The 26,163-nt window shown below is 69.7% G+C and carries 27 protein-coding genes and 1 pseudogene; 8 read left to right on the forward strand and 20 right to left on the reverse strand.

Going from position 1 to position 26,163, the window contains the following annotated elements; translation table 11 throughout:
* The first annotated feature begins 296 nt into the window (after positions 1-296).
* A complete protein-coding gene (locus tag ACWDKQ_RS17985; RefSeq protein ID WP_450139907.1) occupies positions 297-635 on the forward strand; it encodes a glycosyltransferase family 39 protein in 339 nt (112 codons plus the stop codon).
* On the opposite strand, the gene mutM is transcribed toward ACWDKQ_RS17985, so the two are convergent.
* From mutM to rsmD, 8 genes are all read right to left on the reverse strand, one after another.
* Positions 571-1,461, reverse strand: a complete 891-nt coding sequence (mutM, locus tag ACWDKQ_RS17990; RefSeq protein WP_450139868.1) for a bifunctional DNA-formamidopyrimidine glycosylase/DNA-(apurinic or apyrimidinic site) lyase — start codon at positions 1,459-1,461, stop codon at positions 571-573. The genes ACWDKQ_RS17985 and mutM overlap by 65 nt on opposite strands.
* A 78-nt stretch (positions 1,462-1,539) precedes the next feature.
* Entirely contained in the window at positions 1,540-2,292 is a 753-nt protein-coding gene (rnc, locus tag ACWDKQ_RS17995) for a ribonuclease III (protein WP_450139869.1), read from the reverse strand.
* Between the two features lie 14 nt (positions 2,293-2,306).
* Complete coding sequence (gene rpmF, locus ACWDKQ_RS18000) at positions 2,307-2,489, reverse strand: 50S ribosomal protein L32 (RefSeq protein ID WP_450139870.1); 183 nt, start codon at positions 2,487-2,489, stop codon at positions 2,307-2,309.
* Positions 2,490-2,491: 2 nt separating this feature from the next.
* Complete coding sequence (locus tag ACWDKQ_RS18005) at positions 2,492-3,064, reverse strand: YceD family protein (protein ID WP_450139871.1); 573 nt, start codon at positions 3,062-3,064, stop codon at positions 2,492-2,494.
* A gap of 159 nt (positions 3,065-3,223) precedes the next feature.
* A complete protein-coding gene (locus ACWDKQ_RS18010; RefSeq protein ID WP_450139872.1) occupies positions 3,224-3,958 on the reverse strand; it encodes a DivIVA domain-containing protein in 735 nt (244 codons plus the stop codon).
* 194 nt (positions 3,959-4,152) lie between these two features.
* Positions 4,153-4,578 carry a ribonuclease domain-containing protein gene (locus tag ACWDKQ_RS18015; protein ID WP_450139873.1) on the reverse strand — a complete coding sequence of 142 codons (426 nt, stop codon included), beginning with the start codon at positions 4,576-4,578 and terminating at the stop codon, positions 4,153-4,155.
* A 158-nt stretch (positions 4,579-4,736) separates the two neighbouring features.
* Positions 4,737-5,219 carry a pantetheine-phosphate adenylyltransferase gene (gene coaD, locus ACWDKQ_RS18020; RefSeq protein ID WP_450139874.1) on the reverse strand — a complete coding sequence of 161 codons (483 nt, stop codon included), beginning with the start codon at positions 5,217-5,219 and terminating at the stop codon, positions 4,737-4,739.
* A gap of 65 nt (positions 5,220-5,284) precedes the next feature.
* Positions 5,285-5,845, reverse strand: a complete 561-nt coding sequence (gene rsmD / locus ACWDKQ_RS18025; protein ID WP_450139875.1) for a 16S rRNA (guanine(966)-N(2))-methyltransferase RsmD — start codon at positions 5,843-5,845, stop codon at positions 5,285-5,287.
* 339 nt (positions 5,846-6,184) lie between these two features.
* Between rsmD and ACWDKQ_RS18030 the strand changes: the two genes are divergently transcribed.
* Positions 6,185-8,245, forward strand: a complete 2,061-nt coding sequence (locus ACWDKQ_RS18030) for a HelD family protein (RefSeq protein ID WP_450139876.1) — start codon at positions 6,185-6,187, stop codon at positions 8,243-8,245.
* A gap of 520 nt (positions 8,246-8,765) precedes the next feature.
* Here ACWDKQ_RS18030 and ACWDKQ_RS18035 read toward each other — a convergent pair.
* On the reverse strand, positions 8,766-12,143 hold the full coding sequence (locus tag ACWDKQ_RS18035) for a pyruvate carboxylase (protein WP_450139877.1): 3,378 nt from the start codon (positions 12,141-12,143) through the stop codon (positions 8,766-8,768).
* A gap of 318 nt (positions 12,144-12,461) precedes the next feature.
* Here ACWDKQ_RS18035 and ACWDKQ_RS18040 point away from each other — a divergent pair, with 318 nt between their 5' ends.
* Complete coding sequence (locus ACWDKQ_RS18040) at positions 12,462-13,685, forward strand: cytochrome P450 family protein (protein ID WP_450139878.1); 1,224 nt, start codon at positions 12,462-12,464, stop codon at positions 13,683-13,685.
* A 39-nt stretch (positions 13,686-13,724) separates the two neighbouring features.
* On the opposite strand, the gene recG is transcribed toward ACWDKQ_RS18040, so the two are convergent.
* The 8 genes from recG to ACWDKQ_RS18080 all read right to left on the reverse strand — a co-directional run bounded on the left by recG (position 13,725) and on the right by ACWDKQ_RS18080 (position 20,235).
* Positions 13,725-15,962, reverse strand: a complete 2,238-nt coding sequence (gene recG, locus ACWDKQ_RS18045) for an ATP-dependent DNA helicase RecG (protein WP_450139879.1) — start codon at positions 15,960-15,962, stop codon at positions 13,725-13,727.
* Positions 15,963-16,046: 84 nt separating this feature from the next.
* Positions 16,047-16,508: a hypothetical protein gene (locus ACWDKQ_RS18050; RefSeq protein WP_450139880.1), complete on the reverse strand. Its 462-nt coding sequence runs from the start codon at positions 16,506-16,508 to the stop codon at positions 16,047-16,049.
* Positions 16,509-16,608: 100 nt separating this feature from the next.
* Positions 16,609-16,758 (reverse strand): hypothetical protein, encoded by a 150-nt coding sequence (locus ACWDKQ_RS18055; RefSeq protein WP_450139881.1) that lies wholly within the window; start codon positions 16,756-16,758, stop codon positions 16,609-16,611.
* 84 nt (positions 16,759-16,842) lie between these two features.
* The gene (locus ACWDKQ_RS18060; RefSeq protein ID WP_450139908.1) at positions 16,843-17,031 is read right to left on the reverse strand and encodes a CPBP family glutamic-type intramembrane protease; all 189 of its coding nucleotides are present in this window, start codon (positions 17,029-17,031) and stop codon (positions 16,843-16,845) included.
* Positions 16,995-17,165: a hypothetical protein gene (locus ACWDKQ_RS18065; protein WP_450139910.1), complete on the reverse strand. Its 171-nt coding sequence runs from the start codon at positions 17,163-17,165 to the stop codon at positions 16,995-16,997. Before ACWDKQ_RS18065 ends, ACWDKQ_RS18060 begins: the two co-directional genes overlap by 37 nt.
* A complete protein-coding gene (locus ACWDKQ_RS18070) occupies positions 17,162-18,109 on the reverse strand; it encodes a DUF1648 domain-containing protein (RefSeq protein WP_450139882.1) in 948 nt (315 codons plus the stop codon). The genes ACWDKQ_RS18065 and ACWDKQ_RS18070 overlap by 4 nt, the downstream gene beginning before the upstream one ends.
* Positions 18,110-18,171: 62 nt before the next feature.
* Positions 18,172-18,522 carry a GntR family transcriptional regulator gene (locus ACWDKQ_RS18075; RefSeq protein WP_450139883.1) on the reverse strand — a complete coding sequence of 117 codons (351 nt, stop codon included), beginning with the start codon at positions 18,520-18,522 and terminating at the stop codon, positions 18,172-18,174.
* Between the two features lie 159 nt (positions 18,523-18,681).
* Positions 18,682-20,235, reverse strand: a complete 1,554-nt coding sequence (locus tag ACWDKQ_RS18080) for a DAK2 domain-containing protein (RefSeq protein ID WP_450139884.1) — start codon at positions 20,233-20,235, stop codon at positions 18,682-18,684.
* A 287-nt stretch (positions 20,236-20,522) separates the two neighbouring features.
* Here ACWDKQ_RS18080 and rpmB point away from each other — a divergent pair, with 287 nt between their 5' ends.
* Together rpmB and ACWDKQ_RS18090 are read left to right on the forward strand one after the other, a co-directional pair.
* Entirely contained in the window at positions 20,523-20,714 is a 192-nt protein-coding gene (gene rpmB / locus ACWDKQ_RS18085; RefSeq protein ID WP_242191380.1) for a 50S ribosomal protein L28, read from the forward strand.
* A gap of 185 nt (positions 20,715-20,899) precedes the next feature.
* Positions 20,900-21,094, forward strand: coding sequence for a hypothetical protein (locus tag ACWDKQ_RS18090; protein WP_450139885.1), 195 nt, complete (start codon positions 20,900-20,902; stop codon positions 21,092-21,094).
* On the opposite strand, the pseudogene ACWDKQ_RS18095 reads toward ACWDKQ_RS18090, so the two are convergent.
* Positions 21,004-21,480, reverse strand: a pseudogene (locus ACWDKQ_RS18095) (Rv1733c family protein); the annotation flags it as partial. The gene ACWDKQ_RS18090 and the pseudogene ACWDKQ_RS18095 overlap by 91 nt on opposite strands.
* A 107-nt stretch (positions 21,481-21,587) precedes the next feature.
* On the reverse strand, positions 21,588-22,262 hold the full coding sequence (locus ACWDKQ_RS18100; protein ID WP_450139886.1) for a uracil-DNA glycosylase: 675 nt from the start codon (positions 22,260-22,262) through the stop codon (positions 21,588-21,590).
* 369 nt (positions 22,263-22,631) lie between these two features.
* Between ACWDKQ_RS18100 and ACWDKQ_RS18105 the strand changes: the two genes are divergently transcribed.
* Positions 22,632-23,969 (forward strand): MFS transporter, encoded by a 1,338-nt coding sequence (locus ACWDKQ_RS18105; RefSeq protein WP_450139887.1) that lies wholly within the window; start codon positions 22,632-22,634, stop codon positions 23,967-23,969.
* A 60-nt stretch (positions 23,970-24,029) separates the two neighbouring features.
* Here ACWDKQ_RS18105 and ACWDKQ_RS18110 read toward each other — a convergent pair whose 3' ends face one another.
* Positions 24,030-25,019, reverse strand: coding sequence for a thiamine-phosphate kinase (locus ACWDKQ_RS18110; RefSeq protein ID WP_450139888.1), 990 nt, complete (start codon positions 25,017-25,019; stop codon positions 24,030-24,032).
* Positions 25,020-25,092: 73 nt separating this feature from the next.
* Here ACWDKQ_RS18110 and ACWDKQ_RS18115 point away from each other — a divergent pair, with 73 nt between their 5' ends.
* Together ACWDKQ_RS18115 and ACWDKQ_RS18120 are read left to right on the forward strand one after the other, a co-directional pair.
* Positions 25,093-25,326, forward strand: coding sequence for an Lrp/AsnC family transcriptional regulator (locus ACWDKQ_RS18115; RefSeq protein ID WP_450139889.1), 234 nt, complete (start codon positions 25,093-25,095; stop codon positions 25,324-25,326).
* A 50-nt stretch (positions 25,327-25,376) separates the two neighbouring features.
* Positions 25,377-25,994 (forward strand): DUF3515 domain-containing protein, encoded by a 618-nt coding sequence (locus tag ACWDKQ_RS18120; protein ID WP_450139890.1) that lies wholly within the window; start codon positions 25,377-25,379, stop codon positions 25,992-25,994.
* Positions 25,995-26,163 lie beyond the last annotated feature (169 nt).

The raw sequence follows: 26,163 nt of genomic DNA on the forward strand, positions 1-26,163 counted from the left end.
CTCCCCGACAGACTGGGGCCTGCTACCGGGCGCTCCGGTGCCTACCCGGACGGGACTCTCACCCGCTGGCCTGGTCCAGCTTCCAGGACGCAACACGAGATGACCCTGGGTGGGCCCGGCCGGCCCCTGTGGACGGTGCTCGCCGTGTCGGCATTCCTCGGCACCTGGTCGCTGTCGATCAACGAGGTGGGCCAACACCTACTAATCGGCGGCGGTGCTCGGCATGAGCCAAAGCTGGCAAGCGTTTTTCTTCGGCGCACCGGACGCGGGTTCGTGCCACCGTCGACAAGCCGCCGCTGGCGCTGTGGATGCAGGCACTTTCCGCCCGCGCGTTCGGCTTCAACACCTGGAGCTTGCTGCTGCCGCAGGCGCTGGCCGGGGTGCTGACGATCTGGATCGTGCACCACGTGGTGCGCCGGAGCTTCGCCTGGCTGACCATTATGGACCTGACCGCGCCGGGCTCCCGGCCGTACGTGGGCGGCAGCACGGACCAATACGGTCTGGAACCTGCTGGTCGGCTACAACGGCTTCGGCCGCATCGAGGGCTAGGACCAGCGCGGTTCCACGTGCTCAGAGGTGGGCGTTGCGGGGCTTCGGCTGGCACACCGGGCAGGTGTAGGAAGAGCGGTTCATGAACGCGTCACGCCGCACCGAGGCCCCGCACCGCGGACACGGGCACCCCGCCTGCCCGTACACCGCCAACGAGCGGTCGAAGTAACCGGACTCGCCGTTCACGTTGACGTACAAGGCGTCGAACGAGGTGCCGCCGACCTGCAACGCTTCCTGCATGACATCGGTGACGGCACCGAACAACTCGCGGATCTTGGGACGCGTCAAGGTCGCCGTGGGCCGCGCCCAGTGCAGCTTGGCTCGCCAGAGCGCCTCGTCCGCGTAGATGTTGCCGACTCCGGAAACCAGGCTCTGGTCGAGCAATGCCCGCTTGATCCCGGTGCGCCGCGACCGCAACCGAGTGGCCACCGCGTCCACGTCGAAGACCTGCTCCAGCGGGTCGGGCGCGATGTGCGCCACCGGCTTCGGCAACGCGATCCCGTCCACCTCGACCAGATCGGCCAGGTGCAGGCCGCCGAAGGTGCGCTGGTCGACGAACCGCAGCTCCGGCCCGCCGTCGGCGAACCGCAACCGCACCCGCAGGTGCTTCTCGTCCTGGGTGTTGCCGGGTTGCACGATCAGCTGACCGCTCATCCCCAGGTGCACTACCAGGGCTTCACCGCCGGAATCGGGCGAACCGGCCTCATCACCGAGCTCCAGCCACAGGTACTTGCCGCGCCGCCGCGCCGCGCTCAGGCAACGCCCGGCAAGCCGACCTGCGAAATCATCCGGACCGGGCACGTGCCGACGCACCGCGCGCGGATGCGCAACCTCGACGCTGGACAACGTTCGACCGACCGCATGTTCGGCGACACCACGCCGGACGACCTCGACCTCAGGCAACTCAGGCACGAAAACATCTTCGACCACCCGCACCGAACCCCGGCGCGCGGCCCCGCCTCCCCGCTCGCGCGGGCCCGGCAGGCGGCGCTACGCGGAGGGCGTCGTCTCGGCGTCTTCGGTGGTCTGCTGCTCGGAGAGCTGCCGCCAGGCCGCCTCGGCGGCCTTCTGCTCGGCTTCCTTCTTGGTGCGGCCGTCACCGCGACCGTAGGTCTGCCCGCCGACCGCCACGTAGGCGCTGAACTCCTTGCGGTGGTCCGGCCCCTGCTCCTCGACCCGGTACTCGGGCACGCCGAGCCCGGTCGACGCGGTCAGCTCCTGCAGGCTCGTCTTCCAGTCCAGCCCGGCACCGCGCTGCGGCGCCTCGGCCAGCAGCGGTTGGAACAGCCGGTGTACCACATCGCGGGCGACGCCGATGCCCTTCGCCAGGTAAACGGCGCCGAGCACGGCTTCCAGACCGTCCGCGAGGATGCTCGCCTTGTCCCGTCCCCCCGTGAGCTCCTCGCCCCTGCCCAGCAGCAGGTACTCGCCCAGACCGCCCTCACCGAGCCCGCGGGCGACGCCGGCCAGCGCATGCATGTTGACCACGCTGGCGCGGAGCTTCGCGAGCTGCCCCTCGGGCAGGTCCGGGTGCTCGGTGTACAGGTGATCGGTGATCACCAGGCCGAGTACCGCATCCCCGAGGAACTCCAGCCGCTCGTTCGGCGGCAGACCGCCGTTCTCGTAGGCGTACGAGCGGTGGGTGAGTGCAAGGGTGAGCAGCTCGGCGTCGAGCTCGACGCCGAGCGCTGCCACCAGCGGAGCCCGATCGACCTTCCGGGCCCGTGACTGCTTTCCCCCCACTACGCGGCCGCCGATCAGGCGGACTGGACGACCTGGCGGCCGTCGTACTGGCCGCAGGCCGGGCAGACCACGTGCGGCAGCTTCTGCTGACGGCAGGCCCGGTTGGAGCACTGCACCAGCGTCGGCGCCGAGGTCTTCCACTGCGACCGGCGGTGACGGGTGTTGGCCCGGGACATCTTGCGCTTCGGGACGGCCACGACTACTTCTCCTCCTCGGTCCCGCCGAGCCGCTCTTGCAGTGCAGCCCAGCGAGGATCAATGGTCTCATGCGTGTGATCGGGGGCGAGTTCGGCCCACTTCACGCCACACCCGGTGCACAGGCCCGGGCAGTCCGGCGAGCACAACGGCGCCGAAGGCAGCGATAGCAACATCGCGTCCCGCACCACCGATTCGAGGTCGATCAGGTCATCCACGACCCGCTCCATCTCGTCGTCATCGGTGCTGGCGTCTGTTGCGCTGTCCGGGTAGGCGAACAGTTCCCGCACCTCCACCTCGACCTCGTCGGAGATCGGGTCCAGGCATCGGACGCACCCGCCGGCCAAGGTGGCCACGGCGGTGCCCGACACGAGCACGCCCTCCACCACCGACTCGGCCAGTAGGTCGAGCTCGACCGGCTCGCCCTCGGGCACCTTGATCATGTCCAACCCGAACCCGGCCGGTGCCGGGGCACTGCGCGTGTAGGCGCGGCTGCTGCCGGCCCGGTAACCGATCTCCCGGGTGTCGATCACCCAAGGGCCGACGTGCGCGGTGCGCGCTGCATGGTTCTTAGACATCACAAGTTTCGGTGGTCAATTCAACAGGGCAGGTGGTGCGGCATTGGTGGATGAACAGCTGCGCATCATCCCCAGCCAGCTTTCCCAGGGTACGCGACAGCGGTCCGCCCGCGACACCAGCCCCTCCGCGGCGAATCCGCTGCGGAGGACGGGAAAAGATCAGTTTGCACCGGTGTTGTTTCCGGCGTTCCACTCCTCGTAGTCGAACGGGGCGCCCATCGGGCTGCGCAGCTGCTGGCGACCCTTTCCGACGGTGCGAAGCGTGCGGCCGAGCAGGTCTTCGAAGTCGGCCAGGCGGGAGTCGACGTAGGCGTCGCACTCGCTGCGCAGCCGCTCGGCGTCCTCTTTGGCCTCGTCGACGATCCGCTTGGCCTCGGTGTTCGCCGACTGCACGACCTCGGTGTCGGCGACCAGCCGGGCCTGTTCCGCCTTTCCCTCGTGCACCGACTGCTCGTAGGCGGCACGACCGGCCTGCACCATGCGGTCGGCCTCGGACTGGGCGCGGCCGACGTAGTCCTCGTACTCGCGGCGGCCGGCGGTCACTGCCTGCTCTGCCTGCGCCCGCGCCTCGGCCATCAGCTCGTCGGCCTGCTCGCGGGCGTCGGCGAGCAGCTGCTCCGCCTGGGCTCGCGCCGCGGCGATCGTGCGGTCGGCCTCGTTGCGGGCGTCGGTGACCGACTTGTCGGCCTGCGCCTCGGCGGTGGACACCACCTCGTCGCGGTGGTCGAGGACATCCTGGGCGTCGTCGAGTTCCTGCGGGATCGCGTCCCGCACGTCGTCGAGCAGCTCCAGCACGTCGCCGCGGGGCACCACGCACCCCGACGTCATGGGCACGCCACGCGCTTCCTCGACGATCGTGACCAGCTCGTCGAGCGCCTCGAACACCCGGTACACCTTGATCTCCCTGCCGTCGTAGCCGCCGCACCAGCAAGCATGTCAGAACACCCGCAGCCGCCGATCATGGGTTGTTCTGCTATTAGTCTGCCCGCGCTGGGCAGACTGGCGGGGGAAATCCGGTATCCGCGTGTCAAGCCCCCGAACGCACTCGTGCGCGCCCGGGCATCCCGGGACGCGCACGGCTCGCGGAACTACGCGTTGATGTTGGTCAGCCGGAAGCTGTCGTAGTGGTCTTCGGTGTAGAAGTACTCGCCGCCGTTGCCGACCACGAAGCGGCGCGCGCCGCGGTCGTCGCTGCCAGGCGTCTTGACGGTGTACTCGTGGTAGTACCCGCTGTCGCACTTCGGCAGGGTGCCTTCCCGGTTCGAGAAGACCTGGCCGTCCTGCGGGTACGGGTAGGGGCCGCCCTGCTTGATCAGGTTGACCGTGTCGGTCGCCTCCTTGGGCAGGGCGGAGAGGTCGACCTTCTGGAAGCCGGAGGTGTCCCGGCACGGCACCTGCGCGACGGGCGCGGTCGGCGCGGCGGACAGGGCGCTCGCCTGGAACCCGACCAGGCCTACGACCGCGATAAGACCGGCCAACAGGATCTGCACTGTCTTCGACGTGATCCGATTCATGGTCGATCACGCTACGTCGACGACCTGTTCACGCACTGAAGTTGACGTGAACCCGAAATGTCATAGGGCACGGTCGAAGGACACGCGCTAATCCGAACGGCGTAGCAACGCGGGCGACCCGGATGCCGTGCGGCTCTGGGGTGCGGAAGCGGTGCCGCTCAGCTGCGCTCGGCCAGCCGCTGGCGGAGCCGCTGCTCGATCTTCGGCGGCAGCAGGTTCGAAACGTCGCCGCCGTAGGTGGCGACCTCCTTGACCAGCGAGCTAGCCAGGAAGCTGTACAAGGGGTTGGTGGACATGAACATCGTCTCGACCCCGGACAGCTGCTGGTTCATCTGCGCCATCTGCAGTTCGTAGTCGAAGTCGCTAACCGCGCGCAGGCCCTTGACGATCGCGCCGATTTCGTGCGCTTTGCAGTAGTCCACGAGCAGGCCGTGCCAGGCGTCGATGCGCACGTTGGGCCACTGGGCGGTGACCTCGCGCAGCATCTCCAGCCGCTCCTCGACGGTGAAGAGGCTCTTCTTGTTCTTGTTGATGAGCACCGCGACGACGACCTCGTCGAACAGCTTCGACGCTCGCTCGATGATGTCCAGATGACCGTTCGTCACCGGGTCGTAGGAGCCTGGACACACGGCACGCCTCATGACCTGGCACGTTAGCAGCCGTTCGCGGATGCACCCACGAGCGCGTGGCGCGGGTCACCGCTCGTTCACGGCTCCTCGTGCACGGCCCAGTGCACCGCGGTGTCCCCGTAGCGCTTGCTGCGCATCGCGTGGAGGGGCGGCGGCCAGTCCGGTTCGCCGCTGCGCACCGCGCGCTCGACGATCACGAGGCTCTCCGGCGCGGTCCAGCCGTTTTGGACCAGCCCGACCAGCACGCGCTGCAGCTGCTCGGGCGCGAGGTCGTAGGGCGGGTCCGCCAGCACCACGTCGAAGGGCTGCGCGGTCGGGGTGCCGATCAGGGTCTCGGCCTTCGCCTGCTCCACCCGGACCTCGCGGAACCCCAGCGATGCGGCGTTGCGGCGCAACAGCTGGGCGGCGCGCCGGTCGGACTCGACGAAGGTGGCGTGGCCTGCGCCGCGAGACAGGGCTTCGAGGCCGAGCGCCCCGGAGCCGCCGTAGAGGTCGAGCACCCGCGCGCCGGTCAGCTCGATGACCGATTCCAGCGCGCTGAACAGGGCTTCCCGCACCCGCTCCGAGGTGGGTCTGGTGCCGCGCGGGGGCACCTCGATGCGCCGCCCGCCCACACTTCCGGCTACGATCCGCGTCACCCGACCATCGTCGCGCACGCCCTACCGACCGATGCGCCGCGGGCCTCGAAGTCCGCCCACGCACCAGGCAACGTCTGGGAAACGGCGTCGGGCAAGCGGCATCGGCCGATTCGCTTTTCCCACCGGCGCAACTGGCACCGCCGCAGGTTCTCAGACATCGCCAAGGTTCTCAGACGCCAGAGTTCTCAGACATCGCCTGGCGAGGACGGCCCAGCGTTGTGCATGGGAGTTTACGCCTGGGTACGTGGGTTCTTAGCTCCTGGGAGCAGCAAACCGGCACCGCGGCGGGTCGTAGGCTGACTGGTCTGCCCACTGCGCCAGACGGGGAGAACGACACAAGTGTCCGAAGCGTCCATCAAGCAGGCCGAGATCGCGGTCGAGCAGCAGCATGTCGATCGGGTTTACGCCCGGCTCGACGAGTTGCGCGCCGAAGCCGAGGCGATGCGCGACAAGAGCTACGAGTACGGGCAGGAGGCCACGCCCGAGGCGCTCAACGAGCGCGACGTGATGCTCTACCACGCGAACCGTACGCTGCAGGCGTTGAACGCGGAGTCCGAGGGACTCGTGTTCGGCCGCCTGGATTTCGCCGACGGTGATGCCGTGCACATCGGCCGGTTGGGCATCCGCGACCCGCAGTTCGACAACCTGCTGGTGGACTGGCGGGCCCCGCTGGCGGCGGCGTTCTACCAGGCCACGCCCGAGCAGCCGCTGGAGGTGGTGCGCCGCAGGGTGATCCGCTCCTCCCGCGAGCAGGTCGTCGACCTCTCCGACGACCTGCTGGACCCGGACCGGGCGCCGGCGGACATGCGGATGATCGGCGACGGCGCGCTGATGGCGGCGCTGACCCGGTCGCGCGGCGATTCGATGCGCAACATCGTCGCCACCATCCAGAAGGAACAGGACGACGCGATCCGGGCGCCCGAGGGCGGGGTCACCGAGATCACCGGCGGGCCGGGCACCGGCAAGACCGCGGTGGCGCTGCACCGCGCCGCCTACCTGCTCTACCGCGACCAGCGCCGGCTCGGCGGGCCCGGCGTGCTGGTGGTAGGGCCGTCGCCGGTGTTCATGTCCTACATCTCGCGCGTGCTGCCGTCGATGGGCGAGCACAATGTCGAACTGCGGGCGCTCGGCGAGGTGCTGGACGGGATGGGCACGGCCAAGATCGACGATCCGCGCACGGCGGAGGTCAAGGGCTCGTCGCGGATGGTGAAGGTGCTCCGGCGGGCGCTGCGGTTGCCGCCGCCGGATGCGCCGGAGCAGCTGCGGATGTTCTACCGGGGCACGGTGCTGAAGCTGCAGGCCGACGACCTGAAGCGGATCCGCCGCGGGCTGCACGGCAAGGGCGGGCAGCCCAACCGGTCCCGAATGCGGGCGGCCGACGCGTTGCTCGAAGCCCTGTGGCAGAAGGCGAAGCAGGCCGCCGATGAGGACTTCCAGCCGGACCGCGAACAGTTGATCACCGAGATCGGCGACCGCATCGAGTTCCACCGGTTCCTGGTCGCCTGGTGGCCGCCGCTGTACCCGATGCAGGTGTTGCGCTGGCTGTCCGACCCGGCGCGGCTGTCCCAGGCCGCCCGCCGGTTGCTGTCGGTCGAGGAGGTCGACCTGCTGGCCAAGTCGTGGACCGAGGTGACCGAGTGGACGGTCGCCGACATCGCGCTGATCGACGAGCTGCGGGTGCTGGCCGGGCCGCCGCCGAAGCGGCGCCGCACCGACCCGGACGCGGAGAAGTCGCGCCGCGCGGTCAACTACGACGAGTACGCGCACGTGGTGATCGACGAGGCGCAGGACCTCTCGCCGATGCAGTGGCGCATGGTGGGTCGCCGTGGGCGGCACGCGAGCTGGACGATCGTGGGCGATCCGGTCCAGTCGTCGTGGCCCGATCCGGCGGAGGCCGCAGCGGCGCGGGAGGAAGCCCTGAGCGAGCAGCGCACGCACCGCCGGTTCACGCTGCGCACCAACTACCGGAACTCGGCGGAGATCTTCGCCGTCGCCGCCGATGCGGTCCGCGACCTGGTACCGGCCGAGGACCTGCCGGTCGCGGTGCGCACCACCGGAATCGACCCGGCGGTGCGCGAGGTGGCCGCGGACGAGCTGCCGCGGGAGACGCGAACCGCCGCGGCGGAGCTGGTGGCGGCGGCCGAGGGCACGGTCGGCGTGATCACCACGATGGCCCGCCGCGACGAAGTCCGCGAATGGCTATCCACTGTGGACGGCTCGGAAGCGGGCTCCGACCGGCTCCGCGTGGTCGGCAGCCTGGAGGCCAAGGGCATGGAGTACGACGCCGTGGTGGTCGTCGATCCGGACGGCCTTGCTGCGGAATCCAGCACCGGCCGCCGGGCCCTCTACGTCGCCCTGAGCCGGGCCACCCAACTCCTCACGGTCCTCGAAACCCCGTAATCCCAGCCCAGCCGGGGCAGTTTCGTTCCGGGTGAGGGGCGCCGCCGACCGGCGTAGTCGGTCAGCGGCGCCCTTCACGCGCTCGGGCGGCGCGGTCGTCTGGTGGTCGATCGGCACCGCGGCAACAGCCCTGGCACGCGGCTTCGCCGGCGTCATCGGCTGCCGGCTGGCGCTAGCATCGACGAAGCGCCAGTGCAGGCGGCCAACGCCCGCGGGGTCTCCGAGTGGTTCCAACGCAAGGAGCGCGCGTTCGCATCGTCCATCTTCGACACCGGCCCGGAACCGGCAGCGCGCGGCCGGTTCCGCTGGGCACCGGGAGCAGGCCTTCTCGATCGCTGGCCGCATCGCGAACGCGCTGGCCGGGTGCCAGATCCCGCCTTTGGCGTCCACCAGCGCGGATGGCGCGTTCTCCCGCACCACTGTCGGTTCGGGAACCTCCTGACGAGAACCCGTTCCGCCCCTGAAACGCCGAACGCGGGCCACCCCATGAGACAGGACGGCCCGCGTCGGTTGCGGTCGGTCAGCCGAGTTCGATGATCAGGTCTCCGCCTTCGACCTGCTGGACCGCTCCGATCGCCAGGCGCTTGACGCGGCCGCCCTGCGGTGCCGTGATCGCGGCCTCCATCTTCATCGCCTCGATGGTGGCGATGGTCTGGCCCGCCTCCACCGCGTCGCCCTCCGCGACCGACAGCGTCACCACGCCCGCGAACGGGGCAGGCACGTGGCCGGGGTTGGACCGGTCGGCCTTCTCAGCGATCGGCAGGTCCGTGGCCACCGAGCGGTCGCGGACCTGGATCGGTCGCAGCTGGCCGTTGAGGACCGCCATGACGGTGCGGATGCCGCGCTCGTCGGGCTCGCTGATCGCCTCCAGCCCGATGAGCAGCCGCACGCCCGGCTCCAGGTCCACCGAGTACTCCTCCCCCGGCCGCAGGCCGTAGAAGAAGTCCTTGCTGCGCAGCAGGGAAGTGTCGCCGAACGCCTCGCGGTGCTCGGTGAACTCCTTGGTCGGCTTCGCGAACATCAACCGGTTCAAGGTGCCCCGGCGGTTCGACTCCAGCCCGGCCCGGTCCTCTTCGGACAGTTCCGCGACCTTGCGCACCGCGGTGCGGCCCGCCAGGGCCCGCGTGCGGAACGGCTCCGGCCAGCCCGCCGGCGGGTCGCCGAGCTCGCCCTGCAGGAACCCGATCACCGAGTCCGGGATGTCGAACTTCCGCGGGTCGGCCTCGAAGTCGGACGGGTCCACCCCGGCGCCCACCAGGTGCAGCGCCAGATCGCCGACAACCTTCGACGACGGGGTCACCTTGACCAGCCGGCCGAGGATCCGGTCGGCCGCGGCGTACATCGCCTCGATCTCCTCGAACTTGTCGCCCAGCCCGAGCGCGACCGCCTGGGTGCGCAGGTTCGACAGCTGGCCGCCGGGGATCTCGTGCTTGTACACGCGCCCGGTCGGCGAGGCCAGACCCGCCTCGAAAGGCTGGTAGACCTTGCGCACCGACTCCCAGTAAGGCTCCAGGTCGCACACCGCCTGCAGGTCCAGCCCGGTGGCCTGCTCGGTGTAGTCGGTGGCGGCGACCACCGACGACAGCGCGGGCTGCGAGGTCGTGCCGGCCAACGACGCCGACGCGGCGTCCACCGCGTCCACACCGGACTGGACGGCCGCAAGATAGGTGGCCAGCTGGCCGCCCGGCGTGTCGTGGGTGTGAAGGTGCACCGGCAGGTCGAATTCCTTGCGCAGCGCGGAAACCAGCTTCGCCGCCGCCGGCGCGCGCAGCAGCCCGGCCATGTCCTTGATGGCCAGCACATGCGCACCGGCACCGACGATCTGCTCCGCCAGTCGCAGGTAGTAATCCAGTGTGTACAGCTTCTCGTCCGGGTTGGACAGGTCGGCCGTGTAGCACAGCGCCACCTCGGCGATGGACTTGCCGGTGGCCCGCACTGCCTCGATCGCCGGGCGCATCTGCTCGACGTCGTTGAGCGCGTCGAAGATGCGGAAGATGTCGATGCCGGTGTCGGTGGCCTCCTGCACGAAGTGCTCGGTCACCTCGGTCGGGTAAGGCGTGTAGCCGACCGTGTTGCGCCCGCGCAGAAGCATCTGCAGGCAGATGTTGGGCACCGCCTCGCGCAACTTCGCCAACCGCTCCCACGGGTCCTCGGCGAGGAACCGCAGCGCCACGTCGTAGGTCGCGCCGCCCCAGCACTCCAGGGAAAGCAGCTCCGGCGTCATCCGCGCTACGTGCGGCGCGACCGCGAGCAGGTCCTTGGTACGCACCCGGGTCGCCAGCAGCGACTGGTGAGCGTCCCGGAAGGTGGTGTCGGTGACGCCGACGGCCTTGGATTCCCGCAGCCAGCGGGCGAAACCTTCCGGACCGAGCTCGGTGAGGCGCTGCTTCGAACCGGCCGCCGGGGCGACCGACAGGTCGATCTCCGGCAGCTTGTACGCCGGGTCCGGGGTTGTCGGGCGCTTGCCGTTGGGCCGGTTGACCGTCACGTCGGCGAGGTAGTTCAGCAGTCGGGTGCCGCGGTCGGCGGAGTGGCGGGCGGTGAGCAGGTGCGGCCGCTCGCCGATGAACGAGGTGGTGACCTTGCCCGCGGCGAAGTCTGGGTCCTCCAGCACGGCCTGCAGGAACGGGATGTTCGTGGATACGCCGCGGATCCGGAACTCGGCTACCGCGCGGCGGGCCCGCGCGACGGCGGTGGCGAAGTCGCGGCCCCGGCAGGAGAGCTTCACCAGCATCGAGTCGAAGTGCGCGTTGACACTGGTGCCGGCGAACGCGGTGCCGCCGTCGAGCCGGATGCCCGCGCCGCCCGGCGAGCGGTAGGCGCTGATCATTCCGGTGTCCGGGCGGAACCCGTTGGCCGGGTCCTCGGTGGTGATGCGGCATTGCAGGGCGGCGCCGCGCAACCGGATCGAGTCCTGCGTCATGCCGAGGTCTTCGAGCGTCTCACCTGCGGCGATGCGCATCTGCGACTGGACCAAGTCGGCGTCGGTGACCTCCTCGGTGACCGTGTGCTCGACCTGGATGCGCGGGTTCATCTCGATGAACACGTGCCGGCCCTGCTCGTCGACCAGGAACTCCACGGTGCCCGCGTTGACGTAGCCGATCTTGCGTGCGAAGGCGACCGCGTCGGCGCAGATCCGCTCCCGCAGCTGCGGGTCGAGGTTGGGCGCCGGGGCGATCTCGATGACCTTCTGGTGGCGGCGCTGCACCGAGCAGTCCCGCTCGTAGAGGTGGATCACGTTGCCCGCGGCGTCGGCGAGGATCTGCACCTCGATGTGCCGCGGGTTGATGACCGCCTGCTCCAGGAAGACCGTCGGGTCGCCGAAGGCCGATTCGGCCTCGCGCATAGCCGCTTCCAGCGCCTCGCGCAGCCCGGACACCGCCTCGACGTGGCGCATGCCGCGCCCGCCACCGCCGGCGACAGCCTTCACGAACACCGGGAACGTCATGTTCTCGGCGGCGGCCAGCAGCTCGTCGGTGTCGCGGGACGGCGACGAGGAGTCCAGCACCGGAACCCCGGCCTCGCGGGCGGCGGCGACCGCGGTCGCCTTGTTCCCGGTCATCTGCAGGATCTCGTGGCTGGGGCCGACGAAGATGATCCCGGCTTCCTGGCAGGCCCGCGCCAGCTCGGGGTTCTCGGAGAGGAACCCGTAACCGGGGTAGACCGCGTCCGCGCCGGCCTGGCGCGCGGCCTTGACGATCCCTTCGACGGACAGGTAGGCGCGGACCGGATGACCAGGTTCGCCGATCTCATACGACTCGTCGGCTTTCAGGCGGTGCAACGAGTTGCGGTCTTCGTGCGGGAACACCGCGACCGTGCCCGCACCCAGCTCGTACGCGGCGCGGAACGCGCGGATCGCAATCTCGCCGCGGTTCGCGACGAGGACCTTGCGGAACATGCCGGCTCCTCCTGGACAGGTGTCGGTCGGTGTGAGCACAGTACCGCGAAAATTCCTTCTTCCGGGAGGACCTCCCAGGTGATGGACACCTCGACTCCCTGGTGACCTGCTCAAATGTAGATTTAAAATAAGGTCTGCACCAAAAGAAAAAACGCCAAATTTTGTTTTTGTGGAATTTTCGATCTCTTATTCTCGCCTGGGCATGGCGTACGCCCAACGTCGCTGCCCCGATCGGCGGCTGGACTGCCCGCCGAATATCGGCAAGATCGTGGACGACCACCGGAAGCCCGACCGCGACGCTCGCCCTAGAGGACCCTGATGCCACTCCGATGTCCCCACGTCCTAGACCCCGACGCCACCGACATCCACGGCGAGGCCGCCGTCCTCCGGGAGCGCGGACCCGCCACCCCGATCGAACTGCCCGGACAGGTCACGGCCTGGGCCGTGACCGACCCCGGGTTGCTGCGCCGCCTGCTGACCGATCAGCGGGTATCCAAGGACCCGCGCCAACACTGGCCCGCGTGGATCGCCGGCGAGATCCGGCCCGACTGGCCGCTGGTGACCTGGGTGGCGGTGGAGTGCATGGGCACCGCCTACGGCCAGGACCACCGGCGGCTGCGTTCGCTGGTCTCCGCCGCGTTCACGGCACGCCGCATCGCGGCGCTGCGGCCGGAGATCGAGCAAATCGTCACCGCGCTGCTCGACGAGCTCGCCTCGGACGCGGGCGGGGCGCCGGTCGACCTCCGCAAACGGTTCGCCTACTCGCTGCCGATCGGGGTGATCTGCAGACTGGTCGGCTTCCCGGATGACGGGTCCCGCACGCGGCTGCGGCAGATCATCGACATCACCTTCGACACCACCACCGAACCGGGCGAGATGGCCGCGAGCATGGGCGAGGCGCAGGAGCTCTTGGCCGAGCTAGTCGCGGCGAAGAGCCGGGAACCCGGCGACGACCTCGTCAGCGCCATGCTGGCGGCCCGAGACGAGAACGACTCGCGGCTCAGCGAGGCCGAACTGGTCGACATGATCTTTCTACTGCTGGGGGCCGGTCACGAGACGACCGTCAATCTCCTCGATCACGCCATCGCGGCGCTGCTCACCCACCGCGACCAGCTCGACCTGGTATTGACCGGGCACTGTTCCTGGCAAGACGTGATCGAGGAGACGCTGCGCTGGCAGGCACCGGTTGCGAACCTGCCGCTGCGCTACGCGGTCGAGGACATCGAGCTGGACGGGCTGACCATCCGCCAAGGTGAACCGATCGTGGCGGCATACGCAGCGGCCGGGCGAGCCCCGGACCGGCACGACGACGCGGACCGCTTCGACATCACCCGGCCGGACAAGGAGCACCTGGCCTTCGGCCACGGCGTCCACTTCTGCCTCGGCTCGTCGCTGGCTCGGCTGGAAGCGGAGATCGCACTACCGGCGCTGTTCGACCGCTTCCCGAACCTGACCCTCGCGGTGCCTCCGAACGAGCTGCGCCCGCTGGCCTCATTCATCTCCAACGGCCACCAAGAGCTACCCGTCCGCCTAACGCCCTAGCGTGCGGAGCAACTCGTCCGGTCAAGGCCCGGACCAGGCCTAGCTCTTCTCCAGGTACTCGGCGCGGTCGGCGTCGACCACTTCGGCGACCATCCGGGCCAGCCCCGGCTGCTTCCGCAGTTGGGGGTCTTCGCCGACCACCCGCTCGGCTTCCTCCCTGGCCTGGGCGATCACGTCCTCGTCGCGCAGCAGCGACAGCATCTTCAGGCCCGACTTCCGGCCGGACTGCGCCGCGCCGAGGATGTCGCCCTCGCGGCGCAGCTCCAGGTCCAGGCGGGCGAGCTCGAAGCCGTCCGTGGTGGAGGCAACCGCGTCCAGCCGGTCCCGCGTGGTGGTGCCGGCCATCGCCTCGGTGACCAGCAGGCAAAGGCCTGGCGCGCTGCCCCGGCCGACGCGGCCGCGCAGCTGGTGCAGCTGGCTGACGCCGAACCGGTCGGCATCCATGATCACCATGACGGTCGCGTTCGGCACGTTGACACCGACCTCGACGACGGTGGTGGCGACCAGCACGTCCAGCTCCCCGGCGGCGAATGCGCGCATCACCGCGTCCTTGTCGTCCGCAGCCAGCCGGCCGTGCAGGATGCCCAGCCGCAGGCCCTCCAGCGGCCCGGCGGCGAGCTGCTCCGCGACGTCGAGCACCGCCACCGGCGGCCGCCGTTCCTCGCCCTCCTCCGGCGGCGGCTCCTCGCCGCCCCCGTCGCTGTCGTCCACAGCGGACTTCGCGGCCTTCTTCTTGCCTTTGACCGAGTTCTCCTCGTCATCGCCGATCCGCGGGCACACCACGTAGACCTGGTGGCCGGCCGCGACCTCCTCGTGGACGCGCGCCCAGGCCCGATCCAGCCAAGCCGGTTTCTCCGCCACCGGAACGACGCTCGTGCTGATCGGCGAGCGACCGCGCGGAAGTTCCCGCAGCGCCGAGGTTTCCAGGTCGCCGTAGACCGTCATCGCCACCGTGCGCGGGATCGGTGTCGCGGTCATCACGAGCACGTGCGGCGACACCCCGTCCCCGCCGCGCGCCCGCAACGCGTCGCGCTGCTCAACGCCGAAGCGGTGCTGCTCGTCCACCACGACCAGGCCGAGATCGGCGAACGACACCCGGTCCTGGATCAGCGCGTGCGTGCCGACGACGATCCCGGCCTCACCGGAAGCCGCCTCCAGCAAGGCCTTCTTGCGCTGCGCCGCATTCAGCGAACCGGTCAGCAGCGTGACCCGGGTGGCGTCGTCCGCACCGCCGAGCTCACCGGCCATCGCCAGGTCGCCAAGCAGTTCGCGCAGCGAGCGGGCGTGCTGCGCGGCGAGCACCTCGGTCGGCGCGAGCATCGCCGCCTGCCGCCCGGAGTCCACCACCTGCAGCATCGCGCGCAGCGCCACCACCGTCTTGCCACTGCCGACCTCGCCCTGCACCAGGCGGTTCATCGGGTGCTCGGTGGTCAGGTCGACGGCGATCTGCTCGCCGATCTCCCGCTGCCCCTTCGTCAGCTCGAACGGCATCCGCTGGTCGAACGCCGCCAGCACGCCGTCGTCGCGCCGCCGGCACACCGGCGCCGGATGCGACTTCGCCGCGCCGCGCAGCTGCGCCAGCGCCAGCTGCACCGCCAGCGCCTCGTCCCACTTCAACCGGTCCTGCGCGGCCGTCACCTCCCCGAAGTTCTGCGGGCGGTGGACCTTGCGCAGCGCCGATTCCAGGTCCGCCAGCCCCATGCGGTCGCGCAGCTCCACCGGCAGCGGGTCGTCGGTGCCGTCCCAGACGTCCAGCACCTGGCTCACGCACTGCGCGATCGACCACGACGGCAAGCCATGCGCGGCCGGGTAGACCGGGATCAGCGCGGCGGCGAATTCTTCGGCCGCCGAACCGAGATCGGTCTTCTCCGCGTCGAAGAGCTGGTACTCCGGGTGTGCCAGCTGCAGCTGCTTGCGGTAGGCGGTGACCTTGCCCGCGAACATGCCGCGCCGCCCCGGCAGCAGCTCCCGCTCCCGCCACGCCTGGTTGAAGAACGTGCAGCTCAGCGAGCGGTGGCCGTCGGTGATGCGGGCCTCGACGATGGTGCCGCGGCGGGACTTCATGGTGCGCTTGGTGACCCGCTCGACCTGCGCCAGCACGGTGGCGTGCTCGCCGATCTCCAGCCCGGCGATCGCGGTCAGCTCGCCGCGCTCGGCGTAGCGGCGCGGGTAGTGGCGCAGCAAATCTCCCACGGTGGCCAAGCCCAGCGCTGAATCGAGTGCCTTGCCGGACTTGGCGCCGAGCACCCGATCGAGCTTCGCGTCCAATGTGGTCACTGGTTGTCCTCCGCCGTGCGCATCGTCACCGGTCGTCCCGCCGGGCAGGCACCCGCAAGTTACTGGACGGCACCGACTCGTCGATCAGTCGGTGGCGGCGACCCGCGCACTCTGGCTGCCCAACCGCCACCCCAGCCAACCCGCGAACGCGCCACCCAGCAACAGCCAGCCCTGCGCGTGGAGATCGACGGTGTCCCGGAAGTCCGAGGCGTTCAAGTTGGTGAGCGTGGTCAGCACGACGGTGCCCAGCATCAGCGCGCCGAAGACGCCCAACGCCGCCCCGGCCCAGGCCAGGCCACGCCGCCGCAGCACCCCTCGGACCCCGAAGACGCTCCACACCGCGGCGACCGCCAGCCACCAGACGAGCTTGTCGAACAGGAAGTCGCGCAGCGAGCTGGAGCTCTCCGGCGCGCCCGACGACGTCCACTCGACCGCGATGGGCTCGGGCAGCCGGGTGCGCAGCAGCAGCGGGATCGCGATCATCAGCAGCGCGACGAGCAAGGTCCAGCCACCGACGAACCACAGATATCGGCTTCGGACTCTCACTGGACGCTCCCGGGTCAGTCGACGACCAGTGACGACAGTAGCGCCACGCCGCCGCTGCCGTTCGGCCCGGCCGGGCATCGCCGACCGGACCGACCGCTGGTCAGGCGGTCGCGACCGGTTGCTGCGCCCGAGCGACCGGCCACTGGCACATCACGAACAGCGCGAGCACGGCCATCAGCACCCAACCGAGCAGGCCGGTGGCGCCGGCGACGACCAGGTTCGGCGGCTCGGCCGCGGAACCCAGCAGCATCGGCAGCCCGCCGGAGGCGTTGAAGGCCCTCCTGACACAGCACCGCTGGCCAAATGCTGCTCGAGTACAGCCGCAGCCAGCCCATCAGCACCCCGAACACCGCGCAGAACCCGGTGAACAGCGCCCGCCGCCCAGGGGCCGAGTTGCGGTAGTTGTAGCCGAGCACGTCAGCGGAGCGTGCCAGACGCCCCAGATCGGGCCGGAGTGCAGCAGCGCGGCCCAAGTGCCGAACTCCATCAGCCGGGGCAGCAGCCAGCCGCGCCAGCCCCACATGATGCTGGCCAGCCACCGAAACCGCTTCCCAAGCCGCCCGCGAGCCACAGCGGCAGCGCCACCAGCCACGCACCGCCCAGCGCGACGAGCAGGTACACCCATAGGTCGCGATGTCCCCTGAGTTGCTCACTCACAGCGCCGAGCTCTCGGTGATCAGCGCGTTGACCAGTTCGGCGCCGCGTTCGGCGTGGTCGACGCTGATGTAGAAGTCGCGGCCAGAGGTCAGCCGCAGGACCAGGCACTCGCCGCTGCGCATCATGATCGCGGTGCTGCTGGGGAGAACCCGGTAGCCCCAGCCGCCGACCTCGAGCGCCCGCCGGGTCTCGACCCGCGCGCCCTCGATCTGCGCCAGCCGGATCCGCCGTGCGGGCCAGCGCTGCGGCCCGAACGCGACTCGCACCCCTCGCTCGTCGACCTGCACCCGCGCCGAAGAAATGGCCAGGCACGCCGCACCGGCCAGCAGCGGCGCCAGCGCGACCTGCCAGGTCTGGAAGATGAAGGTCACCGCCGCGACCAGCAGCACGATGACGCCGCCCACGCGGAGCACCCGGCTCGACACCGACGACAGCCACACCGCGCGTTCGCCCGCCTTCAACGCCAGCTCCGAACCCGAAGCCAGGTCTTGCTCCTCGCCCGGCCCGCGGTTGCAGGCGAACCAGCCGACGCGGCCGGCGATCACAGCGGCCGCCAGCATCGGAACCACCTGCCAGCTAAGCGACCCGGCGTGCCGCCACTCGACGGCGTCCAGGTTCACCCACGCGGTCAGCGCACCCAGGCCGACGATGAACACCCCGGCAGCGCCGAGGATCGCGCCCGTGGCGGCACGGCTGCACCGCAGCCGCCAGCCCCGCGCGCCGTACCAGAGCGCGCCCACCCCGACCGCCAGCCAGCCGACCAGCAGGAAGATCAGGAAACCGGTGACCGACATCGAGTCGTTGGGCGCTCCGGAGAAGCTCCAGTGCGAGGCGATCGGGTCCGGCAGCCGGTCCAGGAGGGCCAGCGCGCCGACGACGAGCACCGCTGTCACGGCCGCCACCCACAGGCCCAAAGCGGTCAGGAACCGGGTGCGGTAGGTCATTTCGCCTCCTGGGTCGGGTGGTACACCGTTGTCGGGCTGCGCGGAAATCGCGGATGGATCCCTCATGCCTCCCCCTGTCTGATCCATTCGATGAGGTCGTCCGGCCGGTAGCCGTGGCGCCCCGCATCGGCCAGCAGCTCGCCGAGCCGCCGCCGCAGCGCGGCCCGCGCGTCCGGGCGGCGCAGCACCGTGACGCCGCGCCCGCGGCGGAACTCCAGCAGCCCCTCTTCGCGCAATTGGCGCAGCGCACGGAGCACGGTGTTGGAGTTGATCTGGAGCGCGACTGCCAGGTCTCGCGCGGGCGGCAGCCGATCGCCCGGCTCGACCTCGCCGTCGGCGATGGCGCGCCGGATGGCGTCGGCGGCTTGCTCATGCAGTGGCCGCTGGTCGTTCAGATCCAATGAAAGCAGCATGATGCTAATGACGCTAGCACCATTCGCATCTCACCGGCCGGCAGATCCACCGCTTGCGCAGGTTGGTCCCGCGAGTGCCTCCAGGTGTCATGGCACAAAACGCGCTAACGGGACCTGACCAGAAAAAGCACGACCACATCAGAGCGGTCGCAACGGGTGCTACTCGACGCCGACGAGGAGCAGGGCGCCGAGGTCGCCGCCCGGGTAGCAGGCGAATTCCACCTCGGGATGGGCGTGTCGGAGGTGCTCGGCCAGTGCATCCGGCAGCCCCTCCGCGGCATCCGCCTGGACCAGCGCGGTGAGCAGCTCGCCACCGATGGCGAGCATCCTGGTGACGAGATCGCGGGCCGCGGCCAGCACGTCGTTGCCGATGAGCACGACCTCGCCGTCGATCAACCCGAGCACATCACCGGGCAGGCAACGGCCAACCCAGGTCAACGCCTCGGCATCGGCGATGCGCAGCTCGCCGCGCCGTGTCGCGGCCGCCGCCTCGGCCATCGCCACCTGGTCGTCGGCCCGGCGGCGGCTCGGGTCGTGCACCGCGAGCGCGGCCAGCCCCTGCACCGGCGACGCCATCGGCACCACTACCACGTCCTGCCCCTCGCCGATCACCCCAGACCGCTCCACCACGGCGGCCGTCGCCGCGTCGTTGGGCAACACCACCACGTGCGCGGCACCAATCGAATCGAAAGCCTCGCGAAGCCGGTCCGCGGTCAGCTCCGCGCCGACGACCAGCACGTCGGCGCCCTCCGCGGCGAACAGCTCCCCCAGCGCGCCGTCGGGAACGCAGGCGAGCACCGCGACGTCCCGGGCGAAAACGCCCTGCTGGTCGGCGAACCTGGTGACCTTGATCTTGTGCACGCGCCCGGCCCCAATGCCCGCCTCGATCGCCGCGCCGATGTCGTCGCAGTGCACGTGCACCGCCCAGGAAGCCCCGCCGTCACCGACCACGGACACGCAGTCGCCGAGCCCGCACAACGATTCCCGCAGCGCCGAGACTCGATCCTGGTCGGTGTCGGCGAGCAAGTACATGATCTCGTACTCGTAATGCGACTCGTGCTCCAGCACTCCCGGATCCCCCTGGACCGGAGCCTTCGGCGCGAGCCACTCGCCGTCGCGAACCACCGCATGGAGCGCGTCGAGAATGATCACCAAGCCCCGCCCGCCGGCATCGACGACACCGGCGTCGGAGAGCACCGCGAGCTGCGCGGGGGTCGCAGCCAGTGCGCCGATAGCCGCGCGAGTCGCCTCGTGCACGACCAATCCCAGCTCGTCCGAACCAGCCGCCGCACGCGCCGCAGTGCGCAACACCGACAGCACCGTGCCCTCGACGGGTTCGGAAACGGCCTGCCTGGCCAGCCCATCGGCGTGGACCAACGCCGCGCCGAGCGCTCGGCCGTCCGCCTCCGCGACGTCGCGCAGCGACTCGGCGATACCGCGCAGGGCCTGCGACAGCAGCACGCCCGAGTTCCCGCACGCACCGCCGAGCGCGCCCTTGGACAGCGCGTCGAGAACACCGCCGAGCGTGTCCGGCTCGACAGCGTCCAGCGTTTCCACCGCCGCGCGCATCGTCTGCAGCAGGTTGGTGCCGGTGTCGCCGTCGGCGACCGGGTAGACGTTGATCCGGTCGATCGCATCACGCTCGGCGACCAGCGCGGCCAGCGCCAGGTCCGCCCACCGGCGGGCAGCCGCCGCAGTCAGCGTCCGCAACACCCGCGACCTCCCACACAACCACCAAGGATCGGATTGTCCGAGACTAGTCGCTGTCCGCGCCGGGTTCGGCCCGCGTCGCCGCTGGCCCCCCGCCGCCGAACGCGCCATAACCGGTGGGCTAGACTGATCCGGTCCCAGGGTGGCGATGACCCCGGGCGACCGGGCTCTCCGGGAGACCGCCGGCCACGGCGGTGAACAGCAAGCGCCACACAAGCGCCCTCAGGCGAGGGTGATGCGCTTGCGGCTCTCATCGCTGTAACCGTCAAGCAAAGTAAGGGGTGTCTGACGTGGCTGCCGTCTGCGACGTCTGCGGTAAGGGACCAGGCTTCGGCAACTCGGTCTCGCACTCCCACCGGAAGACCAGGCGCCGGTGGAACCCGAACATTCAGACCGTGCACGCCAAGATCGGTCTTTCGCAGCGCAAGCGCATGAACGTGTGCACCTCGTGCCTGAAAGCCGGCAAGGTCGTCCGCGGCTGACGTGACTGCGCGCGAAACCCCGAGGCCGAGTGCCTCGGGGTTTTCTGCGTGCGCACTCCGCCCGAATCCAGCACGCTGAACTGCGCCTCGACGTCAGGCAAGCGGCCCGAACCGCTTCCCCTTCTTCACCGCGCGCAACCTGCATCGCGGCGCAAAGCGCCCGCGTGCGCCTTCGCTCACGAAGCGTGGTTTCGCCACTGGGGCCCGACCTTCTCCCACTCCGCGGCCCCCACGCGGCGAGCCGCCTGCGGGTCACGAACAACCTCGCCCCGGCCAACGCCAACCCGGTGAATATCGCCGAACAGATCAGCACGCCCGCCCCGGCCAGCCCGGCAGCTTGGGTGGCCTCGGCGCGGGTGAGCGGCGGCGCGGTCAGCTGACCTTGCTGGTCCAGCCACACCGGGACGGTGCCTGCCGCCGGGGTTCGCGTCGGCAGCCCGATGACCGCGAAGTGCTCGTCCGGCGGCTGCCCCCAGCGCACCGCTACGGGCCGCTGCGCGTTCCCGCCGGAATTACCGACCTCCGCGACGACCGTCGCCACCACCTGGTGCTTGGCGGCCTGCTCCCGATCCGCCTCGCCGAGCCGATCGCGCAGTTCGGACTGCGCGATGACGATGGCCGCCACCACCATGACGACCGCGATTAGCGCGATCACCAGCAGCGCAACGGGTTCGAAGTAGTCGGTGCGCCGCCGCAGCGGATTCGCACCCGGAAAAATTCCGCGGACCCGACGCCGCAGGTCGCTTTCGCTCCGGCCGGCTCCCATGACGAGCCTTCTTCCGCCCCGAACGAATCTCCCGGCAAGGGCCAATGTACGACCGGGCGGAACCGAAATCCATACGCCACGACCAGGCAGAACGGGTCGCGGACCGGCTACGGCAGCTTCCAGTCCACGGGCTCGGTACCGCGGCGGGCGAGGATCTCATTGACCCGGCTGAACGGGCGGGAGCCGAAGAAGCCGCGGTCCGCCGACATCGGGCTGGGGTGCGGCGACTCGACGCACTCCACTCCGGGCATCAGCGGGCGAAGGTCGCGGGCGTCACGCCCCCACAGGACCGCCACCAGCGGCTCGTCCCGGGCGGCCAGCGCGCGGATCGCCTGTGCGGTGACCTCCTCCCAGCCCTTGCCGCGGTGCGAGCCGGGCTTGCCGGGCCGGACCGTCAACGACCTGTTGAGCAGCAGCACGCCGCGCTCGGTCCACGGCGTGAGGTCTCCGCTGGAGGGCTTGGGGTGGCCGAGGTCCTCGGTGTACTCGCGGTAGATGTTGACCAGGCTGCGTGGCGGCGCGACGCCGGGCGCAACGGAGAAGCTCAGGCCGACCGGGTGCCCGGGCGTCGGGTACGGATCTTGACCGACGATCAGCACCCGCACGTCGTGGAACGGCTGCTGGAAGGCGCGGAGTACGTTCTCCGGGGCGGGTAGGTACGTCCTGCCCTCGTTGACCTCGGTGCGCAGGAACTCGCCCATCTTCTTGATCTGATCGGCGACCGGTTCCAGGGCTTTCGCCCACCCGGCCTCCACGAGCTCATGCAGCGGACGTGCGGTCATGCGAGCACCCTAGCGACCGACAGAGATCGACCTCACGACAGCCCCAAGATCGACCGCAAGTCAGTCAACGTGTTGCAAGTCACACTCGAACGAAGTAATACATCGCGCGATATCGCACACACCCGTATTCCGCTGTCACACGAAAGCATCATTTTCGCCCGTCATCCAGCAAATCGGGCTGTCAAACCAGCAACTCCGCGGCACAACGCGCAGGCCGTCCGATCGGTCACGTTTTGCATAAAGGAAATAACATCGGAATAACGCGATCCCGGTCTTTTGGTGGCCTCCCCTAGGTCGCTCGGCTAGGTTCACCGGAGTTCGAATGACCATGGGGGCCGATGGCATGACCCGGAGGTGGGCCGAAAACTCATGACTTCGCAGGAAACAGCCGAAACATCAGCCGAGCAGCGATCCCTGCTCCGCCGCGCGGTCAGCGCAGCGGCAATCGGCAACTGCACGGAGTGGTACGACTTCGGCGTATATGCGTATGTGGCCGCATACGTTGGCCACCAGTTCTTCCCCGGCCCACTGGAGACCGTCTCGGCCTTCGGCGTCTTCGCCATCTCCTTCCTGTTCCGGCCGCTGGGCAGCCTGTTCTTCGGGCCGCTGGGCGACCGGATCGGCAGGCAGAAGGTGCTGGCGGTGACGATCCTGCTGATGTCCGGCTCGACGTTCGTCATCGGTCTGCTGCCCACCTACGGGACCATCGGCATCTTCGCTCCGATGCTGTTGCTGCTGTGCCGGCTGTTGCAGGGCTTTTCCACCGGCGGCGAATACGGCGGCGCCGCGACCTACATCGCCGAGTTCGCGCCGGACCGCCGCCGCGGCTTCTGGGGAAGCTGGCTGGAATTCGGCACCCTTGTCGGATTCGGATTCGGCGCATTGGTGCCGACGATCATGATCTTGAATTTGGACAGCGCCTCAATGGAAAGCTGGGGTTGGCGCATTCCGTTCCTGATCGCCGGTCCGCTCGGCGCCGTCGGCCTCTACCTGCGGAGCAAGCTGGAGGACACCCCGGCGTTCAAGAACCTGGAAGCGACCCACCAGGTCGCTAAGTCGCCGCTGAAGGACCTGATCAAGCAATGGTGGCGGCAGCTGCTGATCCTGATGGGCATCGTGGTTCTGATCAACGTCGCCAACTACACAATCCTGACCTACATGGAGACCTACCTCGGGGACGCGCTCCACGTGCCGGACGGCCAAGAGTACCAGGTGCTGATCCCACTGCTGCTCACCGTCGTGTTCATGCTGGTGATCATCACTCCGGTGGGCGCCCTGTCGGACCGGATCGGCCGCAAGCCGCTGTTCCTGTCCGCGGCGATCTGCTTCATCGTGCTGCCGATCCCGGCGTTCTTGCTGATTTCCCAGGGCACCGTGCTGACCACGATCCTGGGGTTGGGCCTGCTCGCGATCGGGCACGTGCAGCTGATCGGGCCGCTGGCGGCGACGCTCCCGGCGATGTTCCCGACGAAGGTCCGCTACGCGGCCTTCTGCATCGGCTACAACATCTCCACGGCGGCCTTCGGCGGAACCGCACCGCTGGTCAACGACGCCGTGGTCACCTCGACCGGCAACACCATGTTCCCGGCCTTCTACTTGATGGGCGCGGCTCTGGTGGCGCTGGTGCCGATCATGCTGATGAAGGAGACGGCGAACAAGCCGCTGATGCAGGACGCACCTGCCACATCGGCAGCGGCGACGAACTGACGTCCGAGACGCGAAGAACCCCGATGTGCTGCGGCGCATCGGGGTTCTTCGCGTCTCGGCCTAGCGCCAGTGTTCCCAGCCCGCCGAGCCCTCGTACTCGCCGCCGTCCACCGTGACCCCGCAGCCCTCGGCAACGACCCCGATCGCGCGCCAGCCTTCCGGCAGTGGCCGCCCCGGCGGGAACGTCGCCACCAGCGCCTGGTCCTCGCCGCCGGTGAGCACCCAGTGGCGGGCGTCCGCGCCCAGCGCGGAGGCGACCTCGTTCAGCCGCTGCGGCACCTCAACCTGCTCGGCGCGGATGTCGATGGCCACCTGCGACGCCGCGGCGATGTGCCCGAGATCGGCCAGCAGCCCATCCGAGGTGTCCACCATGGACGTCGCGCCGGCGACGGCCGCCTGCGGTCCTGCCGCGTAGGGCGGCTCCGGGACGCGGTGCGCGCCGACGACCGCGACCGGCGAGCGGAAACCCCGCCCCAGCACGGCCAGACCGGCCGCCGACCAGCCGAGCCGCCCGGCCACCGCGAGCACGTCGCCGGGCCGTGCGCCCGACCGCGTCACCGGCTCGCGGCCCTGCAGGTCGCCCAGCGCTGTGATCGAGATCGTCAGTGAGGTCGCCGACACCATGTCGCCGCCGATGATGCCGATCCCGACCTGCTGTGCTTCTTCCCACATGCCCCCGAGGAGCTCGTCGGCCACGCTCGTCGGCAGGTCCGGTGAGCAGGCCAGGCCCACCAGCAGGCCGGTGGGCACAGCGCCCATCGCGGCGATGTCCGACAGGTTCACCGCGACCGCCTTGCGGCCGACCTGGTGCGGTGTCGACCAGTCGAAACGGAAGTGCACCTGCTCCACCAGCACGTCGGTGGTGGCCACCACGCGGCCGTCCGGGGCGGTCAGGACGGCGGCGTCGTCCCCGGGCCCTAGTAACGTGCCCAGTGACTGCGGTCGCCCGGCAGTCACCCGATCGATGAGACCGAACTCACCCAACTGGGAAACGGTCTGTGCGTCCTGCGACGAATCAGAACCCAACTGGGACCTGCCTTCCTTGAGCATCCGCTCGGTCCAATGGGGTAGCTTTCTGCCAGTTTCCTACCCCGAGCACATCGGCAAGACGAAGGGGCACGCCGTGGTTCAGGCATACATCCTCATCCAGACCGAAGTCGGCAAGGCCGCCGCGGTCGCCAACGAGATCGCCGGCTCACCTGGCGTCATCAGCGCCGAGGACGTCACCGGTCCGTACGACGTGATCGTGCGCGCCGAAGCGGACAACGTCGACCAACTCGGCAAGATGGTGGTCGCCAAGATCCAGAATGTCGAAGGCATCACCCGGACCCTCACCTGTCCTGTAGTGCACCTCTGACGACCCGCGGGTGGGCAGCCCGCACCCGGTAGGAGCATGGCCCCGGGCCGGTGACCACACCCGGCAACGGCCGTGCTGTAGTGGACGACGTGGTTCACCAATCAGCGCCCGGAATGCCCCGGCCGGTGTTGATCGTGGCGATCACGCTCGGCGCACTCCTCGCCCTAGCGGTCGCCGGTATCGGCGCATACGGCTGGTTTGGCGAGCACCAGGCGCAAAAAGCTGCAGCGGAAGCGGAAGCGGCCCGGCGAAGCGGGCCGCTTCCGCTCGCTGCGGTCCCGGCGCCGAAGGCGTCGTCGCAGGAGTGCGCGACGGTGCTCGCGGCGCTGCCGAGCGAGCTCGCCGTAGGCGGCGAGCTCGTACCGCGCCGCGCGCTAGCGGAGCCTGCGCCGGCCGCAGCAGTCGCATGGGGAGATGCGAAGCACGACCCGCTGACGGTGCGCTGCGGCATCGACGCACCCGCGGAACTGACGCCGACGGCGCAGCTGGTGGAAGTCTCCGGCGTCAGCTGGCTGGAGATCAACCAAGGTGGCGACACGTCGTGGCTGGCGGTCGACCGCCCGGTGTACGTCGCGGTCACCGCTGCGGAGGGCACCGGAACCGGCCCCCTCCAGGACCTCTCCAACATCCTCCGCAACACCCTTCCCAAGCAACCGGTCTTCCCCTGACCAGCGCCCGCGAACGGGGACTGCTCGCAAGTGAATGGCCCGTTCGCGTCGGCGGGTTCTAGCGATCCCCGCAACACCCTGGATTTCAGGGAGTTGCGGGGATCGTGGTTTCTGGAGAGTTGAGGGCGAGGTTCTTCGAGGCCCTGGAGCGAACGGCCCGCTTGCGCCT

Source organism: Saccharopolyspora sp. NPDC000995 (assembly GCF_053599315.1).

Coding starts and splice junctions, on each gene's coding strand:
- ACWDKQ_RS18005 (WP_450139871.1), bottom strand. CDS start 3,064: ATGTCTAAGAACCATGCAGCGCGCACCGCGCACGTCGGCCCTTGGGTG.
- ACWDKQ_RS18015 (WP_450139873.1), bottom strand. CDS start 4,578: ATGAATCGGATCACGTCGAAGACAGTGCAGATCCTGTTGGCCGGTCTT.
- coaD (WP_450139874.1), bottom strand. CDS start 5,219: ATGAGGCGTGCCGTGTGTCCAGGCTCCTACGACCCGGTGACGAACGGT.
- ACWDKQ_RS18035 (WP_450139877.1), bottom strand. CDS start 12,143: ATGTTCCGCAAGGTCCTCGTCGCGAACCGCGGCGAGATTGCGATCCGC.
- ACWDKQ_RS18040 (WP_450139878.1), top strand. CDS start 12,462: ATGCCACTCCGATGTCCCCACGTCCTAGACCCCGACGCCACCGACATC.
- ACWDKQ_RS18055 (WP_450139881.1), bottom strand. CDS start 16,758: ATGCTGCTGGGTTCCGCGGCCGAGCCGCCGAACCTGGTCGTCGCCGGC.
- ACWDKQ_RS18060 (WP_450139908.1), bottom strand. CDS start 17,031: ATGTGGGGCTGGCGCGGCTGGCTGCTGCCCCGGCTGATGGAGTTCGGC.
- ACWDKQ_RS18070 (WP_450139882.1), bottom strand. CDS start 18,109: ATGACCTACCGCACCCGGTTCCTGACCGCTTTGGGCCTGTGGGTGGCG.
- ACWDKQ_RS18075 (WP_450139883.1), bottom strand. CDS start 18,522: ATGCTGCTTTCATTGGATCTGAACGACCAGCGGCCACTGCATGAGCAA.
- ACWDKQ_RS18100 (WP_450139886.1), bottom strand. CDS start 22,262: ATGACCGCACGTCCGCTGCATGAGCTCGTGGAGGCCGGGTGGGCGAAA.
- ACWDKQ_RS18105 (WP_450139887.1), top strand. CDS start 22,632: ATGACTTCGCAGGAAACAGCCGAAACATCAGCCGAGCAGCGATCCCTG.
- ACWDKQ_RS18110 (WP_450139888.1), bottom strand. CDS start 25,019: ATGCTCAAGGAAGGCAGGTCCCAGTTGGGTTCTGATTCGTCGCAGGAC.